The organism is Sphingomonas sp. BL-S-29, from assembly GCF_055521495.1.
Genome location: NZ_CM145482.1, coordinates 1738953 through 1754792, shown reverse-complemented (window position 1 = coordinate 1754792; position 15840 = coordinate 1738953). Strand labels below are relative to the sequence as shown.

The following is a 15840-nucleotide window of genomic DNA, read 5'->3' as shown; positions in this document are numbered from 1 at the left end:
TCGCCCCTGGCAGTGGATGGTGCGACCGACAGGTAACGCCTCCGGCCGCGTCACGCAGCTGACCAAAGGTATAGGCCGTCCCCTCGCGATCACCCGACGTGCAGGGGTAAGCGCGAACGCCAGGGAGCGGTTCGCCCGCCACGGACACGAAAAAGGCGCGGGCGGCACAAGCCGCCCGCGCCCCTGCCATCCGCCGCAAGCGAAGCTCAGACCAGGTTGACCTCGACCGGGATATTGCCGCGCGTCGCCTTGGAATAAGGGCAATGCTGATGCGCCCCGTCGACCAGCGCGCGGGCGGTGTCGACGTCCACGCCGGGCAGGCTGACGTTCAGCCGCGCGCGGAGCGAATAGCCGTCCTCGCCGCTCGCCAGGTCCACCTCGGTGTCGACCGCCAGCTCGGCGGGCAGCGTCACCTTCATCGCGCGGGCGACCACGCCCATCGCGCCGATGAAACAGGCCGACCAGCCCGCCGCGAACAGCTGTTCCGGATTGGTGCCGGTGCCGGTGCTGCCCGGCGAGGACAACTTGATGTCGAGCCGTCCGTCGCTGCTCTGCGCGGCACCATCGCGGCCGCCGGTGGTGTGAGTCCTGGCGGTGTAAAGGGTCTTGGTCTCGGACATGGTTTGGCTCCTTGGTTGAATATTCATCGTATCCGCTTCAATCGGATGCGATCTAAATAGGCCGATCAAAACGCGAGTCAACCCCCTTCCGATTTAATCGCATGCGATATATATACTATGCATCGACGGCATCCGCGCCGCCGCCAAGGATCCGCCATGAACGTCGCCATCCCGCCCGACCTGAAACTGTCGAACTTTCTCTGCTTCTCGATCTACTCGGCCAACCTCGCCTTCGGCCGGGCGTACAAGCCGCTGCTCGAACAATTCGGCATCACCTATACCCAATATATCGTGATCGTCGCGCTCGCGGAGGAAGACAATCAGACCGTGGGTGGCCTGGGCGAGAAGCTGTTCCTCGAATCCAACACGCTCACCCCGATCCTGAAAAAGCTCGAGGCGATGGGGTTCCTCAGCCGCACCCGGGCCGCTGCGGACGAGCGCCAGGTGCTGATCAGCCTTACCGATGCCGGTCGCGACCTGCACCGCCGCAGCCTGTGCGTGAACCTCGCCGAGGCGACCGGCCTGACCGCGGAGGAGTTCCCCGTCCTGCAACGGGCGATCGGCAAGCTGCGCGATAATCTGCTGGAATCGACGCGGAACCAGACCTGAGTCCAGCCGGACCGGCCTTCCTCCTTCCGTTCGTTTCGAGCGACGTGGTGATCGGTCCCTAAAGCCGCTTGGCCGCCGGGGTGAAGGAGCCGATCGCCGTCACCGTCACCTGCTGCACACAGCCCCCCTGCACCGCGATCCGCACCGCACCGATATCCACCGACACCGGCGCCGCCTCCGCCAGCCCCACCTTGAGCCGCACCGCCTGCGCGGGCGTCAAACTCACCTTGGTCGCAAGCCCGGTCAGCAGCAGCGGAATCGCCCGCTCGACATCCGCCGGATCGCCGCACTTCTTGCCCACACCAGAGGTCAGCGCGACCTGCCGGATCCAGCCATCGGGCAAGCGATAGAGCTTCGCATCGCCTCCATCCCCGCTGGTCGCGATGATCGTCCCGCCCGCGGGATCGGGCACGATCTCGTCCTTGCTCGGCTTGGCCCAGGGCGCGCCCAGCCCGGCGATCGTCGCCCGCACGCCCGGCACCGTCTGGTCGAAGCTCGGCGTGGCCGGCGGCGCGGCGGGCGCCTGCGCCTCCTCCGCCGACCCGCAGGCCGCGAGCATCGACAGGACGCCAAGGCCGACAATGGCGCGCAAGCTGTGGATCAAAGGTGCCTCCCCGTTCGCATCACCCCCGCGGATAGCACGCGCGCTCGACCAAAGACGAGCCGCGATATGATGGTTCGCGCAGAGGCGCGGAGGCGCAGAGAAGAGCCGGGACGCAGATAGTGCTAATGATCTGGCCCGTCCGGAACGAACTTGTGCGCGATCATCGCGCCTCAAATTCTCTGCGCCTCCGCGCCTCCGCGCGAAACCTCTTCCTACTCCACTCGCCTAAACACAGCGGGACGTTCGACCCCGCTTATGTGTCGTTGGTGGGAACCCGATTGGCGCCCGCACGCCGCCGTCCTAGTGTCATAAAACAACATAACGCGCAGCGTGGGGAGCGCTCATGGCCCGGAAAACGACAATTCTACTCGGGATAGCCGCGTGCCCCGTCCTATTCGTCGCCCTCCCCGCCGCCGCCCAGGACCGCAGCAGCGACAACGCCGTCACCCAGGCCGAGGATGCGTTCGGCTATAGCGTCGGGCGGGAATCGATCGGCATCTATACCGCCAACAGCGCCCGTGGCTTCTCGCCCACGTCCGCCGGCAACGTCCGGATCGATGGCCTGTATTTCGACCCGCAATTCACCCTGACCAGCATCGTCTCCGAATCCTCGAGCATCAAGGTCGGCCTGTCCGCGCAGGGCTATCCCTTCGCCGCGCCCAGCGGCATCGTCGATTATGCGCTGCGCCGCCCCTCGGCCAAATCCTCCGCGTCGATCGTGCTCAACGGCGATGCCTATGGCAGCTATGGGCTTGAGATCGACGGCTCGCTCCCCGTCACCGGCAATCTCTCGCTCGGCTATGGTCTGACCGCCAACCATGTCGAATTCCCCGACGGCACGGACAACTGGAACCACGCGCAAGGCCTGCTTGCCCGCTGGACGCCGGCGCCGGGCGTCGAGATCCTGCCCTTCTGGACGCTCTCCAACGATTATAACGACGAAGCCGGGCCCTTCTACATCTCGGCCGGCGCGTACCTCCCGCCCCAGCCGCCCGCCCGCCGGTTCGACGGCCCGGGCTGGGCCGATTTCCGCTACAGCGCGACCAATCACGGCGTGCTCGCCTCGGTCGCCCCGGCCAAGGACTGGGTGATCCGGTTGGGCGCGTTCCGCTCGGTGTTCGACCAGGCGACCAGCTTCACCAACCTGCTGATCGACGTGAAGCCGGACGGCACCGCCAGCCGCCTGGTCATCGCCGATCCGCGCGCCAAGAACGTCTCGCTCAGCGGCGAGGCGCGCATCACCCACAGCATCGCCGACGGCCCGCGCCTTCACGTCCTCCACCTCAGCATGCGCCAGCGCGACGCACGGCGGATGTTCGGCGGATCGGACGAGGTCGATCTCGGCCCGACCCGCATCGGCACGCCGGTCACCGCGCCGCGCCCCGCCTTCGTGTTCGGCCCGCAATCGCACGACCGGGTGCGCCAGGCGACGTACGGCGCCGCCTATGACGGCCGCTGGAAGGATGTGGGCGAGCTGAGCTTCGGCGTCTCCCGCGCCGATTATACCAAGACCACCAGCCTGCCCGGCCTCCCCGGCGTGACGGCGCGCTCGCATCCCTGGCTCTACAACGGCACGGTGGCGATCACCGCAATCAAGCGGCTGACCTTCTATGCCGGATATGCCCGCGGGCTGGAGGAAAGCGGCCTCGCCCCGCCCAACGCCGCCAACCGCAACCAGCCGCTGCCGACCATATTGACCGAGCAGAAAGATGCCGGCGTGCGCTGGCTCGTCACCGGCAACATCAAGGCGGTGGCAGGCGTGTTCGACCTGCGCCGCCCCTATTTCAGCTTCGACACGGCGAATATCTATACCCAGACCGGCACGACACGCAGCCAGGGCGCGGAATTCTCGGTCTCGGGCAACCTCACGCCGCGGCTCGGCATGGTCGCCGGCGGCTTCGTCCTGCGCCCGCGCATCACGCGCGACGCGAATGCGGTCGGCACCATCGGCAAGCGCCCGGTCGGGCTGCCCGACCACCTGTTCAACCTCAACCTCAACTGGCGCACGCCGATGCTCGAGGGCCTGTCGCTCGACGCCGCCCTGTTCCACCGCGGCACCGTCGCCGCGCGGATCGACAACCTGGTGATCATCCCCTCCCGCGCGCAACTCAACCTGGGCGGGCGCTACCAGTTCAAACTGGCGGGCAAGCCGGCGACCTTTCGGCTGCAGGCGGGCAATATCTTCGACCAGCAGGGGTTCGGGACGAACGGGCCGGGAGTCTATGCGGCGAACAGCGGGCGGTATCTGACGGGGTACCTAGCGGTGGATGTTTGAGCGCGCGGTCAGACGTGGCTTCGCCAGGTTCGATACATCGGGAAATGACGCTTCGAAGAAAGTTTCGCCGCGACCAGCCGGACGTAGCGGAGCAAGGCTGGCGCGCCACTCCCGCCAATTGAACCGGCAAAGCCAACCCCCAGACCGGCGGGCCCCGCTCCTCCCGCCGATCCGCGAGCATTAGCGGCAGATACGCACCCGGTACCCGTACCGCCATTCGGTCCAGCACCGCGGCCCATACCAGCCATAGCCGCCGCGCCAGCGATAAGGCCGGTGCCGATAGCGTGGCCCGTACCAGCCGCCGCGATAGCCGCGATAGTCCCGGCCCTGCCAGCCACGGTCCCAGCCGCGGCCATCATCGCCGCGATAGCCGCGATCGTTCCAGCCGCCGCGATGGCCGTCCCATCGCTGCGCGTCGGCGCTTGTGCTGAGGGTGAGTGAAGCAACCGCCAGGCCGGTTGCGGCAAAGATGTGCGAGATCTTCATCGTCTGGTCCCTTCCTGCCCGCTGAGTCGGGCAGGCAGAAGCTATGCCGGCGATCGCGTCGGGACGCTGAACGCGGCAGTCATCCGGGGTACAGCTACCGCCGGCCGGTTGACGCTGCCCCCGCCCCGCCCGATGCTCGGGCTTTGCAGCGAAAGGCCGTGCCATGACCGACCATCCCCTGAACGCGCCCGTTCCCGGCCGGGCGGGCATCGGCGGCCTGCCCGTCGGCGCCGTCTCGGCCTATGCCGGCGCGATCGATCCGGACCGGGGCGGCGCGCTGCTCGAGGCCTCGGGCTGGATGATCTGCGACGGCCGCGCGCTGACGGCGGCGCAGTATCCCCAGCTCTTCGCCGTGCTCGGCACGCTCTATGGCGGCGGCGACGGCACCTTCAACATCCCCGATTATCGCGGTGCCTTTCTGCGCGGCACCGATCTGGGCAGCGGCAACGATCCCGACGCCGCCATCCGCCGCGCGCCGGCGGGGGGCAGCGGCACCGGCGCCGGATCGACTCAGGACAGCGCGCTGCAGGATCATGGGCACAACTATCAGGCGGTCGATGCCCAGTCGGGCGGAGAGCCCGGCGCGGCCCCCGGCGGCCCCACCCTGCAGGCGGCCCAAACGACCGGCCGCCCGGTCCCGGCCAAGGACTCGGATCAGCCGATCCGCACCAGCCGGTACGAAACCCGCCCGGCCAACATCGCGGTCCATTACATCATCAAATATGCGGGCTCGTGATCCGCGCCGCCCACGCACGAGAGCGGCCACCCGTGGCGACCAATATTGCCTTTCCGCAGCGGTCGGCTCTCGCCTGCGCGCCGTGCTTCACCCTTTCCTGCTCGCCCCATGCCAAAGCGCAAGATCGGTCGAGCGCGCCCCCGCCATGAGCGCCTAGCTGGCGCCGCCACGGAAGGAATGGACGATGAAGGCGGCGCTCGAGACCTATCATGCCCGGATGCAGCGGGTGCTGGACCATATCGACCGGCATCTCGACGATGATCTGGACCTGGAGACGGTAAGCCGCGTCGCGGCCTTTTCGAAATTCCATTTCCACCGGCAGTTCGGGGCGACCTTCGGGCTGTCCGTGCATCGCTATGTCCAGCTTGCCCGGCTGAAGCGCGCCTCGCACCGGCTCGCCGATCGGGGCAATGCCCAGAGCGTCACGGATATCGCGATGGACGCGGGCTATGACGCGCCCGATGCCTTTGCCCGCGCCTTCCGGCGCCGGTTCGGGCAATCGCCATCGTCGTTCCGCAAGGCGCCGGACTGGCAGCCGTGGCTCGCGGCCTTCGGGCCCTTCGAGAACGCAAGGAGCAAGCTCATGGAAAAGACCTTCACCAACGACGACGTGACGATCCGCGACGAGCCGCCGATCCCGGTGGCGATCCTGGAGCATCGCGGCGACCGGGCCATGCTCGGCGACACGATCGAGCGGTTCATCGCCTGGCGCAAGGCCGCCGGCCTGTCGCCCGCGACCAGCCCGACCTTCAACATCTTCCGGTCGGAACGCACCCCGGCGAACCCGGCCGAGTACAGCATGGACATCTGCGTCGGGACCGACCGGCCGATCGCCGCCGACGATGCGACGATGAAGGGCGGCCTGATCCCCGGCGGGCGCTGCGCGGTGCTGCGCGTCAACGGCGCGAGCCACAATCTGGAGGCACCGGCGCTCTACCTCTATCGCGACTGGCTCCCCGCCAGCGGCGAGGAAACGCGCGACTTCCCGCTCTATTGCCGGCGATACCTGTCCATGTCACCGGACGCGCCGGGACCTGATGTGATCGCCGAACTGTTCCTGCCGCTGAAATAGGGCGCGGACGGCCTGTCGCTTCAGACGGCAGCGGCAGGCGCGTTCCGCTCGGTCGATCCGTTCGCGATCGGAAAGCGGACCGGCGCCAATCACTCCAGTTACAGCCCTTCAACCCGGATACGACCACGCGCGAAAGCGGTTATTTCGGTGACAGGTTATTTCGGTGACAGTTTACTTAATTCCAAAACCGCCATCTCGCCTCCGATGTGGACTGCAAGCGACTCCAGCCGCCAGCCCCGCAATATGGCGCGCAATAAACGCCACCGGTTCGACGCTTCTCCGTCGCGCGCCGATTGCGGGCCGCCTTCCTCAGGCGCATGGTCACGGTGCCGAACATGGGGGGAGACCCGCCAATGAACCTGCGTGCAACCACGCTTCTGCTGTCGGCGCTGCTGCTGACCCAGACGGGGTGCGACCAGCGTTCCGCCAGCACGAACACGGTCGCCATCGTCGAGAACGAGGCCGTCGCCGCAGGCACGCTGCATCCGTGCCGCGTCACCGGCACCCGGCTCACCGAGGAGGATTGCGCCGACGCGCAATATTGGCTCGACCGGTCGCGCCGCGGCAACGCGTCGTTCAAGGCGCCGTCGAAGATGCGCCAGGGCGAAACCACCTTCGTGACGCTTGCGCTCGGCACCGCGCCGGCCCCGCCTCCTGCACCGACACCCACCCCGACCCCCGCCGCGAGCCAGACCCCGGCAACGGGCAACGAGACGGCAGCCGAGGACGGCACGCCGGAAGGCAATGAGACCGCGGCGCTGCGCCCCCTGCCCGGCGACCGCACCCCGCACGAGATGGCCGACGAGGCCGGCGGCACCGGCACCACGGTCGATTACCACCCGTTCGTCGGCCAGAAGATGAAGGCGACGCTCGAAGGCGCCGGCTTCGAGGTGAAGCCGCTCTCGCCCGAGATCCAGACCGTGTCGGAGGACTCGAACGCGCTCTGGCGCTGGTCGGTCACCGCGAAATCCCGCGGCGACCTCTCGCTCGTCCTGCGCACCACCGTCGTGATGATCGACAGCCAGGGCAATGCGCAGGAGCTGCGACCCACGGTCGAGCCGCAACCGATCCATGTCTCGATCGGCGCGGCGACCTTGTGGGGCTGGCTCACCGGCTTCCCCGACTGGCTGAAGGCGCTCACTGCCGTCCTGGTGGCGGCGGCTGCGCTGGTCGCGGCATGGAAGGGGCTGCGGGCGTCGGTGCTGGGCAACAAGGCGCCGCCCCCGACCCCCTCGAAGGACGAGCCACCGACGCCACCGGCTCAATAAACAGTTATCATCCCGGAGCGCGAGCCGCCCCGAACACGAAGCGCGACCCGACATAGGGCCGCACGACCTTTTGCGGCATCAGCCGCAGCGCCTCGGCGATGAACACTTCGCCGGTGCAGTGCATCGGGATGATATAGGTCGGGTCGATCCGCGCGAATTCGGCGACGGTGCGCCGCGCCTCGTCCTCGGTGCGCGGGCGAACCAGATGGAAACCACCGATCACCGCATGGACCTTGTCGATCCCCGACACCGCCTGCGCGCGCCGCACCGAATTGATCACGCCGCGGTGGCTGCACGAGGCGATCACCACCAGCCCCAGGCCCTTCACCGCATAACAGGTCGCCAACTCGTGCTCGCCGTCATCGGCCGGCTCGACAAGATCGCGCTTGGCCGGCGAGAGCAGCGCGCGATCGCATCCCACGCCCGGCCGCATCCGGGTCGGGATCGCCGCCCGCTCGAAACTCTCCAGCGGGATCACCCCGGTCGTGAAGGCCTGATCCGCGATGATCGTCGGTCGGGGGTTCACGCTGACGGCAAAGCCGGCCCTGGCGAGCGCCGCGCGATCGAGCGCGCCCATCACCGGCGGCGGATCGCCGACCATCGCAACCCGCTCGCAGAAGGTCTCTTCCTCGCCGACCGTCAGCGGCACTGGCCGGGCCGGCGCCTTCCCGCCGAACAGGCCGGGAAAGCCGCCATAATGATCGAGATGTCCATGGCTCAGCACGGCCGCGTCGATCGAGTCCGGATCGATGCCCAGCAGTGCCAGATTGTTGGCCAGCACCTCGCGCGAATAGCCGAAATCGATCATCACCCGGCGTACCTGCCCCGCCAGCCGCGATTCCCCGACGATCGACAGGCCGAACTCGCCCAGCAAGGCGTGCGGCAGCATGCGCGGCGCATGCGCCGGCCCGCCGCCGGTGCGCAGCACCTTCATGCCCGGCAAGTCCAGATTTTCGAGGAACGGCCCGAAGGTGGCGTTGTCGGTCACGACCTGCACGCTCAGGCTGTCGACCTCGGGCACGGCGAGCAGCGGCGGAGCGGCAGTTGACCGCGTGGCCGCGGCGAGCAACCCCACCGCTCCCGCCCCAAGCACCGCACGCCGTGTCAAGACAAGCCTCTGCGAATCCGCCATTCCGTGCCTCCTGTCGAGCGGAAGCTATCACGACATCGGTACACGCACCTAAGCACATCTTGCGCCGAAGCAGCGCCCCTGGACGCGCCTGCCTCTATTCTTTTTTTGCTTCCCCGGCGCAGGCCGGGGCCCAGTTGGAAAGGTCTCTGAAACGGCGCTGGTCGCGCAGCTCCCGGTCGATTCAACCATAGCCCCATCTCTGTTGAAATCTCCCGCCACGTGCCGGCCTGCGCCGATCTCGACGATATCCGCCAACACTATTCATTTTCGACCCGAAGAAGAGCCTGATGAAAAAACGATACCCCTCGCGTAATTCGTCGAATAAATCTAAAATACGGGTGAAGCATGCAACCGCGCGGCGGGCGGCCTTTCGTTCCTATTCGCGGATCTGTGATGTCGCACGTTCCACTAATTCGCGTACAGTCACCAAGAAACACCCGATTCTTCCCCCTTCGCAGGTACCTCGCGAAATTCGACGAATACTCGAGCCTTTTCCGCAAACCGGGACCGTCTCCAACACATGTTCCACCCGGTTACTGCACGCCCGCATGCCCCTCCAACACCGCCACTGCGCATTCCCCGGCGGCGCGCTCACAGGCCCCATGACGACGCCGGAAAATCCCGCTACCCAGCCCGGGATGCACGCCTCTTCCCCCGCCCCGACTCCGATGATGGCGCAATATCTCGCGTTGAAGGCCGAGGCCGCGGATTGCCTGCTCTTCTACCGCATGGGCGATTTCTTCGAGATGTTCTTCGAGGATGCGAAGATCGCCGCCGCCGTGCTCGACATCGCGCTCACCGCGCGCGGCGAGCATGACGGCGCGCCGATTCCGATGTGCGGCGTGCCGATCCATGCGGCGGAGGGGTATCTCGCCCGGCTGATCAAGGCCGGCCACCGCGTCGCCATTGCCGAGCAGACCGAGAGCCCGGCCGAGGCCAAGGCGCGCATGGGCTCCAAGGCGCTCGTCTCCCGCGCGATCATCCGCGTGGTCACGGCGGGCACGCTCACCGAAGAGGCGCTGCTCGACGCCCGCACCGCCAACTGGTGCGTCGCCATTGGCGAAGTGGCAGGCGGCGTCGCCCTCGCCGCTGCCGATGTCTCCACCGGGCGGTTCGAGCTGATCGAGACCGACGCCGCGGGCCTCGGCGCCGAACTCGCCCGCCTCGCCCCGGCCGAGACGATCGCCTCCGAAACCAGCGCCTTTGCCGAAGCCGCGACCACGCTGCGCCCCCGCAGCGAGTTCGACAGCGCGACCGGCGAAGCGCGGCTCAAGGCGTTGTTCGGCGTCGCCACGCTCGACGGTTTCGGCCAGTTCAGCCGCGCAGGGCTCGCCGCGGCGGGCGGGCTCGTCGCCTATCTCGATCACACCGCGAAGGGCGCCTTGCCGTTCCTCCGCCCGCCGCGCCTGCTCCAGGCGGCGCAGCAGATGGCGATCGACGGCGCCACGCGCGAAAGCCTGGAGCTGACCGCGACCGCTTCCGGCCAGCGCAAGGGCAGCCTGCTCGACGCCATCGACCGCACCGTCACCGGCGCCGGTGCCCGCGCCCTCGCCGCCGATATCGGCGCGCCGCTGGTCGATCGCGCCCGCATCGAGGCGCGGCTCGATCTCGTCCAGCTGCTCCACGACGATAGCGGCCTGCGCGAGGCGCTGCGCTCCACCTTGCGCAGCCTGCCCGATGTGGGCCGCGCGCTCGGCCGCCTCGCCGCCGGCCGCGGTTCCCCACGCGATCTTGGCCAGCTCCGCGACGGCCTGGACGGCGCGTGGAAGCTCGGCGAACGGCTCGACCGCATCGATCAGCCCCCCACCCTGCTCGCCGAGCTTGCCCCGCAGCTGCGCGGCCATGGCGGCCTGATCGACCTGCTCGCCCGCGCGCTCGTCCCCTCGCCGCCGATCGACGCCGCGGCCGGCGGCTATATCGCGGAGGGCTATGACGCCGCCCTCGACGATCTGCGCGATGCCGGCGCCGGCGGCCGTCGCGCCATCGCCGCGCTGGAGGCCGAGTTCCGCACCCAGACCGGCGTGTCGGTGCTCAAGATCCGCCACAATGGCGTGCTCGGCTATCATATCGAAGTGCCCGCCCGCGCCGCCGACCCGCTGATGAAGGCGGACAGCGGCTTCACCCACCGCCAGACGCTCGCCGGTGTGGTCCGCTTCAACGCCCCCGCGCTGCACGACGTGGCGATGAAGGTGACTCAGGCCGGCGCTCATGCCCTCGCCGCCGAGGCGTCGCATCTTGAGGACCTCACCGCCGCTGCCCTCGACCGCCGCGAACCGATCGCCGCCACAGCCGATGCGCTCGCCCGCCTCGACGTCGCCGCCGGCCTCGCCGAGCGCGCAGCGGAGGGCGGCTGGGTCCGGCCCACGCTGGTCGAGCATAGCTGTTTCGAGATCGAGGGCGGCCGCCACCCCGTGGTCGAGAACGCCCTCGCCGCCCGCGGCGAGCGCTTCGTCGCCAATGACTGCAACCTCTCCGAGGATTCGCGCCTCTGGCTCGTCACCGGCCCCAACATGGGCGGCAAATCGACCTTCCTGCGCCAGAACGCACTGATCGCCGTCCTCGCCCAGGCCGGGGCCTATGTCCCCGCGACCGCTGCCACGCTCGGCCTGGTCGACCGGCTGTTCAGCCGCGTCGGCGCCTCGGACAATCTCGCGCGCGGCCGATCGACCTTCATGGTCGAAATGGTCGAGACCGCCGCGATCCTCGCCCAGGCGACGCCGACAAGCTTCGTCATCCTCGACGAGGTCGGCCGCGGCACCAGCACCTATGACGGCCTCGCCATCGCCTGGGCGGTGGTCGAGGCGATCCATGAGGACAATCGCTGCCGCTGCCTGTTCGCGACGCATTATCACGAACTGACCCGCCTCGCGGAACGCTGCGAGGCGCTCACCCTCCACCATGTCCGCGCCCGCGAATGGAAGGGCGAGCTCGTCCTGCTCCACGAAGTCAGCGAAGGCCCCGCCGACCGCAGCTACGGCCTCGCGGTCGCGCGCCTCGCGGGCCTGCCCCCGATCACCATCGCCCGCGCCAAGGCGGTCCTCGCCAAGCTGGAGGCCGGGCGCGCCAAGACCGGCGGGCTGGCGGCGGGGCTCGACGACCTTCCCCTGTTCGCCGCGATGGCGGCCGAGGTGGAGGAGGAAACCGACGCATTGAGGGCCGAGGTCGAGGCGATCGACGTCGATGCGCTGACACCGAGAGAGGCGCTGGAGGTGCTGTACCGGCTCAAGGCGCTGGCGAGAGAGTCGTGAGTGGAGCGGGCCCCTTATCCCCCTCCCGCTTGCGGGAGGGGCTAGGGGAGGGCCTGTCCTCACGCGACCCGACGCGGCTCCAGCAGGCCCTCCCCCGACCCCTCCCGCCAGCGGGAGGGGAGAAGAATTACTGTCGCCTCACCAACCGCACCGCCCAGGCCGCGCCCCCAATGGACAGCGCCACGAACAACATCGTCCACTCCATCCGGCTCCCGGGATCGCCGACAACCCGCGGCAGATGCAGCAGGACCGCAAACCCCCAGCACATAACGGCCAGCAACCCGGCCGCCAGACGCACCCGCACACCCGCCAAAATCGCCACCCCGGCCGCAAAATGACACGCGCCCGTGACATAAGCCCAGAACAGATGCCCCGGGATCCAGCCCGGCACCATCGCGGCGGTGAAGTCGGCATAGACAAAATGCGCCGTCCCGAACTCGATCGCGCACAGCCCGAACAGCACGCGCATCACCGGCACGCCCCCTTCCGGCAAACGCCCGGGCGCCCGCACCGCGAACAACAACGCCGCGCCCAGCGCGATCGCACCCTGCTCGGCAAGACCGAGCAGCGACGCGACCCCAGGCGCGCCGATCACCAGCGGCAGATGCAGCCCGATCGCGAACAGCCCGAACCACAAGGCCAGCACCGCGGCTCCGAAAACACTGGTCCGCCGCGCGATGACCGCCACCCCGCCGAGCAGCAGCACCGCCCCGCTCAGCAGCGCCAGCACCTCACGGGCCGGCCAGCCCATCGGCACCGGCTGCCACTGGAACGCGAAGTCCCGCGAGATCAGCCCCAGCACGCCCAGCCCCACCGCGCCCAGGCCGATCGCCAGCCCGTCCGTATCGATCAGCGACTGAAGCCGCGATGGCGTTGCGTCCATGTCCTCCCTCCCCCGGCGGCGGCCCGCGCCTGCCCGAGTGAATGCTGTGCCAAAGAGGGCTCGTGCGCAATTCCGCTGCCCGCCAACGTCCGGGGGAACAGCGCGAACGTGACGCCGCCCCCCCAAGCCCCTATCTCCCGATCATGACCGGCCGCTTCGACTCCCTCCCCCATCGCCGCGCGATCATCGATCGCCGCACCCTGGCTGACGCGCTCGCCGCGCTCGAGGGTGAGGACAAGCTCGCGCTTCGCCGCGCCGCGACCGATATCCTCAAGACCGCGCTCGACGCCGGCCGTGCCGAGATCGGCCGCCGCCTGATCGAGTTTCCGTCGCGTGGGCTGGAGGCAGCCGCCGCCCAGGCCTTCCTGACCGACCAGATCCTGCGGCTGCTCTACGATTTCACCACCACCCGCCTCTACCGGCTGAGCAACCCGACCGTCGCCGAGCGCCTGACCCTGATCGCGGTCGGCGGCTATGGCCGCGGCGAGATGGCGCCCTATTCCGACATCGATATCGGCTTCCTCACGCCCTGGAAGCAGACCGGCTGGGCGGAGCAGGTCATCGAGACCATGCTCTATGCGCTCTGGGACCTCGGCCTGAAGGTCGGCCATAGCAGCCGTTCGCTCGACGAGATGGTGCGCCAGGCCAAGGGCGACGTGACGATCCGCACTGCCCTGCTCGAGGCGCGCTACGTCTGGGGCGATCAGCTACTGTATGACGAGGCCGCGGCCAAGTTCCACGCCGAGGTCCAGGCCGGCACCGCCCGCCAGTTCATCGCCGACAAGCTCGCCGAGCGCGACGTGCGCCACAAGAAGATGGGCGACACGCGTTATGTCGTCGAACCCAATGTGAAGGAAGCCAAGGGCGGCCTGCGCGATCTGCACACGCTCTTCTGGATCGGCAAATATGCCTATAATGTCAGCGAGCCGGCGCAGCTCGTCGACGCGGACCTGCTCAGCCCCGCCGAATACCGGCTGTTCCACCGCGCCGGGAATTTCCTCTGGGCGGTGCGCTGCCACCTGCACAGCATCTCCGGGCGCGCCGAGGACCGGCTGACATTCGACCTGCAGCGCGAGATCGCCGAACGGATGCGCTTCGCCGACCGGCCGGGCAAGTCGAGCGTCGAGCGCTTCATGCAATATTATTTCCTGCAGGCGAAGACCGTCGGCGACCTGACCGGCGTCTTCCTCGCCCATCTCGACGAGAAGTTCGCGGCGCGCGGCCGCCGTTTCGGCCTGCCCACGCTGCGCCGTGCGCCGGGCAAACTCAACGGCTTCACCGTGGATCGCGGCCGGCTCGCCTTGCCTTCGGACGACTTCCTGCGGAAAAAACCGGTGCGCCTGATCGAGATGTTCGCGCTGGCCGACCGGCACCACATGGAAATCCATCCGCTCGCCATGCGCGCCGCCGCGCGCGACGCGAAGCTGGCCGACGATATCCGCCGCGATCCTGAGGCCAATGCGCTGTTCCTCGAAGTGCTGACGTCACCGCGCGATCCGGAGACGGTGCTGCGCTGGATGAACGAGGCCGGCGTGTTCGGCCGCTTCGTGCCCGATTTCGGCAAGGTCGTCGCGCAGATGCAGTTCGACATGTATCACCATTATACCGTCGACGAGCACACCATCCGCGCCATCGGCCTGCTGGCAAAGATCGAGCGCGGCGAGCTCAGCGAGGATCATCCGCTCTCCTCGGCGATCATGAAGCAGATCGTCTCGCGCCGCGTGCTCTATGTCGCGGTGCTGCTGCACGACATCGCCAAGGGCCGCGGCGGCGACCACTCGCTGCTCGGTGCCGATGTCGCGCATCGCCTGGGCCCGCGCTTCGGCCTCAACCCGGCCGAGACCGAGACGGTCGCCTGGCTGGTCCGCTGGCACCTGCTGATGTCGGCGACCGCGTTCAAGCGCGACCTGTCGGACTTCAAGACCATCCTCGATTTCTGCGACATCGTGCAGAGCCCGGAGCGCCTGCGCCTCCTGCTCGCGCTGACCGTGGTGGACATCCGCGCCGTCGGGCCGGGCGTATGGAACGGCTGGAAGCGCCAGCTCCTGTCCGACCTGTATGAATCGGCGGAGGAAGTGCTCCGGCTCGGGCACAAGCAGAAGGGCCGCAGCGAGCGCATCGCCGCCAAGCAGGAGACACTTCAGGCAGCGCTCGGCTGGGACGACACCCGCTTCGCCGCGCTGGTGAAGCGCCTGCCCGAACCCTATTGGGTCGCCGAGCCCGAGGATGTGCTGGTCCGCAACGCTCGGATCATCGAGGAAGCCGGCTCGGCCCAGCTGTTCATCGCGGCGCAGGTCTATCCGGAACGCGGCGCCACGCTCGTCACCGTCTATGCCGCCGACCATCCCGGCCTGTTCTACCGCATCGCCGGGGCGATCAGCGTGGCGGGCGGCAACATCATCGATGCGCGCATCCACACCACGCGCGACGGCATGGCGCTCGACAATTTTCTCGTCCAAGATCCGGTCGGCCGCCCGTTCGACGATTCAGCGCAGCTCAACCGGCTGAAGGGCGCGATCGAGGATGCGCTGGCCAACCGTTCCCGGCTCGCCGACCGGCTGATGGCCAAGCCGCTGCCGCGCACCCGCGCCGAGGCATTCGACATCGCGCCCAACGTGCTGATCGACAACCGCGCCTCGAACCGCTTCACCGTGATCGAGGTCAATGCGCGCGACCGGCCCGCGCTGCTGCATCAGCTGGCGCATGCGCTGTTCCAGTCCAAGGTGACGATTCACTCGGCGCATGTCGCCACCTATGGCGAGCGCGCGGTGGACACCTTCTATCTGACCGACCTGATCGGCGACAAGATCGCCGGCGGGACGCGCCTCAAGGCCATCGAGAAACGCCTGCTCGACGCGGCGGCGGGCACGCCAGCGAGGGAAGCCGCCTGATCTGACATGGGAGAAA

12 protein-coding genes are annotated in these 15840 nt (G+C 68.4%); 7 read left to right on the top strand and 5 right to left on the bottom strand.

What is annotated here, in order from left to right; all coding sequences use genetic code 11:
• Window positions 1–206: 206 nt before the first annotated feature.
• Window positions 207–620, bottom strand: a complete 414-nt coding sequence (locus tag ACZ1I2_RS08415; protein ID WP_465174421.1) for an organic hydroperoxide resistance protein — start codon at window positions 618–620, stop codon at window positions 207–209.
• 156 nt (window positions 621–776) lie between these two features.
• On the opposite strand from ACZ1I2_RS08415, the gene ACZ1I2_RS08410 reads away from it, so the two are divergent.
• Entirely contained in the window at window positions 777–1229 is a 453-nt protein-coding gene (locus ACZ1I2_RS08410) for a MarR family winged helix-turn-helix transcriptional regulator (protein ID WP_465174422.1), read from the top strand.
• Between the two features lie 58 nt (window positions 1230–1287).
• Here the strand turns inward: ACZ1I2_RS08410 and ACZ1I2_RS08405 are convergent, their stop codons facing one another.
• Entirely contained in the window at window positions 1288–1833 is a 546-nt protein-coding gene (locus ACZ1I2_RS08405) for a hypothetical protein (RefSeq protein WP_465174423.1), read from the bottom strand.
• A gap of 343 nt (window positions 1834–2176) precedes the next feature.
• Between ACZ1I2_RS08405 and ACZ1I2_RS08400 the strand changes: the two genes are divergently transcribed.
• On the top strand, window positions 2177–4108 hold the full coding sequence (locus tag ACZ1I2_RS08400) for a TonB-dependent siderophore receptor (protein ID WP_465174424.1): 1932 nt from the start codon (window positions 2177–2179) through the stop codon (window positions 4106–4108).
• A 180-nt stretch (window positions 4109–4288) separates the two neighbouring features.
• On the opposite strand, the gene ACZ1I2_RS08395 is transcribed toward ACZ1I2_RS08400, so the two are convergent.
• Window positions 4289–4594 (bottom strand): hypothetical protein, encoded by a 306-nt coding sequence (locus ACZ1I2_RS08395; protein WP_465174425.1) that lies wholly within the window; start codon window positions 4592–4594, stop codon window positions 4289–4291.
• A 163-nt stretch (window positions 4595–4757) separates the two neighbouring features.
• Between ACZ1I2_RS08395 and ACZ1I2_RS08390 the strand changes: the two genes are divergently transcribed.
• From ACZ1I2_RS08390 to ACZ1I2_RS08380, 3 genes are all read left to right on the top strand, one after another.
• Window positions 4758–5330 (top strand): phage tail protein, encoded by a 573-nt coding sequence (locus tag ACZ1I2_RS08390; RefSeq protein ID WP_465174426.1) that lies wholly within the window; start codon window positions 4758–4760, stop codon window positions 5328–5330.
• 184 nt (window positions 5331–5514) lie between these two features.
• The gene (locus tag ACZ1I2_RS08385; protein ID WP_465174427.1) at window positions 5515–6402 is read left to right on the top strand and encodes an AraC family transcriptional regulator; all 888 of its coding nucleotides are present in this window, start codon (window positions 5515–5517) and stop codon (window positions 6400–6402) included.
• 353 nt (window positions 6403–6755) lie between these two features.
• On the top strand, window positions 6756–7670 hold the full coding sequence (locus ACZ1I2_RS08380) for a hypothetical protein (RefSeq protein WP_465174428.1): 915 nt from the start codon (window positions 6756–6758) through the stop codon (window positions 7668–7670).
• Between the two features lie 7 nt (window positions 7671–7677).
• Here the strand turns inward: ACZ1I2_RS08380 and ACZ1I2_RS08375 are convergent, their stop codons facing one another.
• The gene (locus tag ACZ1I2_RS08375; protein ID WP_465174429.1) at window positions 7678–8802 is read right to left on the bottom strand and encodes an MBL fold metallo-hydrolase; all 1125 of its coding nucleotides are present in this window, start codon (window positions 8800–8802) and stop codon (window positions 7678–7680) included.
• Between the two features lie 668 nt (window positions 8803–9470).
• Here ACZ1I2_RS08375 and mutS point away from each other — a divergent pair.
• Window positions 9471–12050: a DNA mismatch repair protein MutS gene (gene mutS, locus ACZ1I2_RS08370; protein ID WP_465177168.1), complete on the top strand. Its 2580-nt coding sequence runs from the start codon at window positions 9471–9473 to the stop codon at window positions 12048–12050.
• Between the two features lie 127 nt (window positions 12051–12177).
• Here mutS and ACZ1I2_RS08365 read toward each other — a convergent pair whose 3' ends face one another.
• On the bottom strand, window positions 12178–12933 hold the full coding sequence (locus ACZ1I2_RS08365; protein WP_465174430.1) for a DoxX family membrane protein: 756 nt from the start codon (window positions 12931–12933) through the stop codon (window positions 12178–12180).
• Window positions 12934–13076: 143 nt separating this feature from the next.
• On the opposite strand from ACZ1I2_RS08365, the gene ACZ1I2_RS08360 reads away from it, so the two are divergent.
• Window positions 13077–15824 carry a [protein-PII] uridylyltransferase gene (locus tag ACZ1I2_RS08360; RefSeq protein WP_465174431.1) on the top strand — a complete coding sequence of 916 codons (2748 nt, stop codon included), beginning with the start codon at window positions 13077–13079 and terminating at the stop codon, window positions 15822–15824.
• The last annotated feature ends 16 nt before the right edge of the window (window positions 15825–15840 follow it).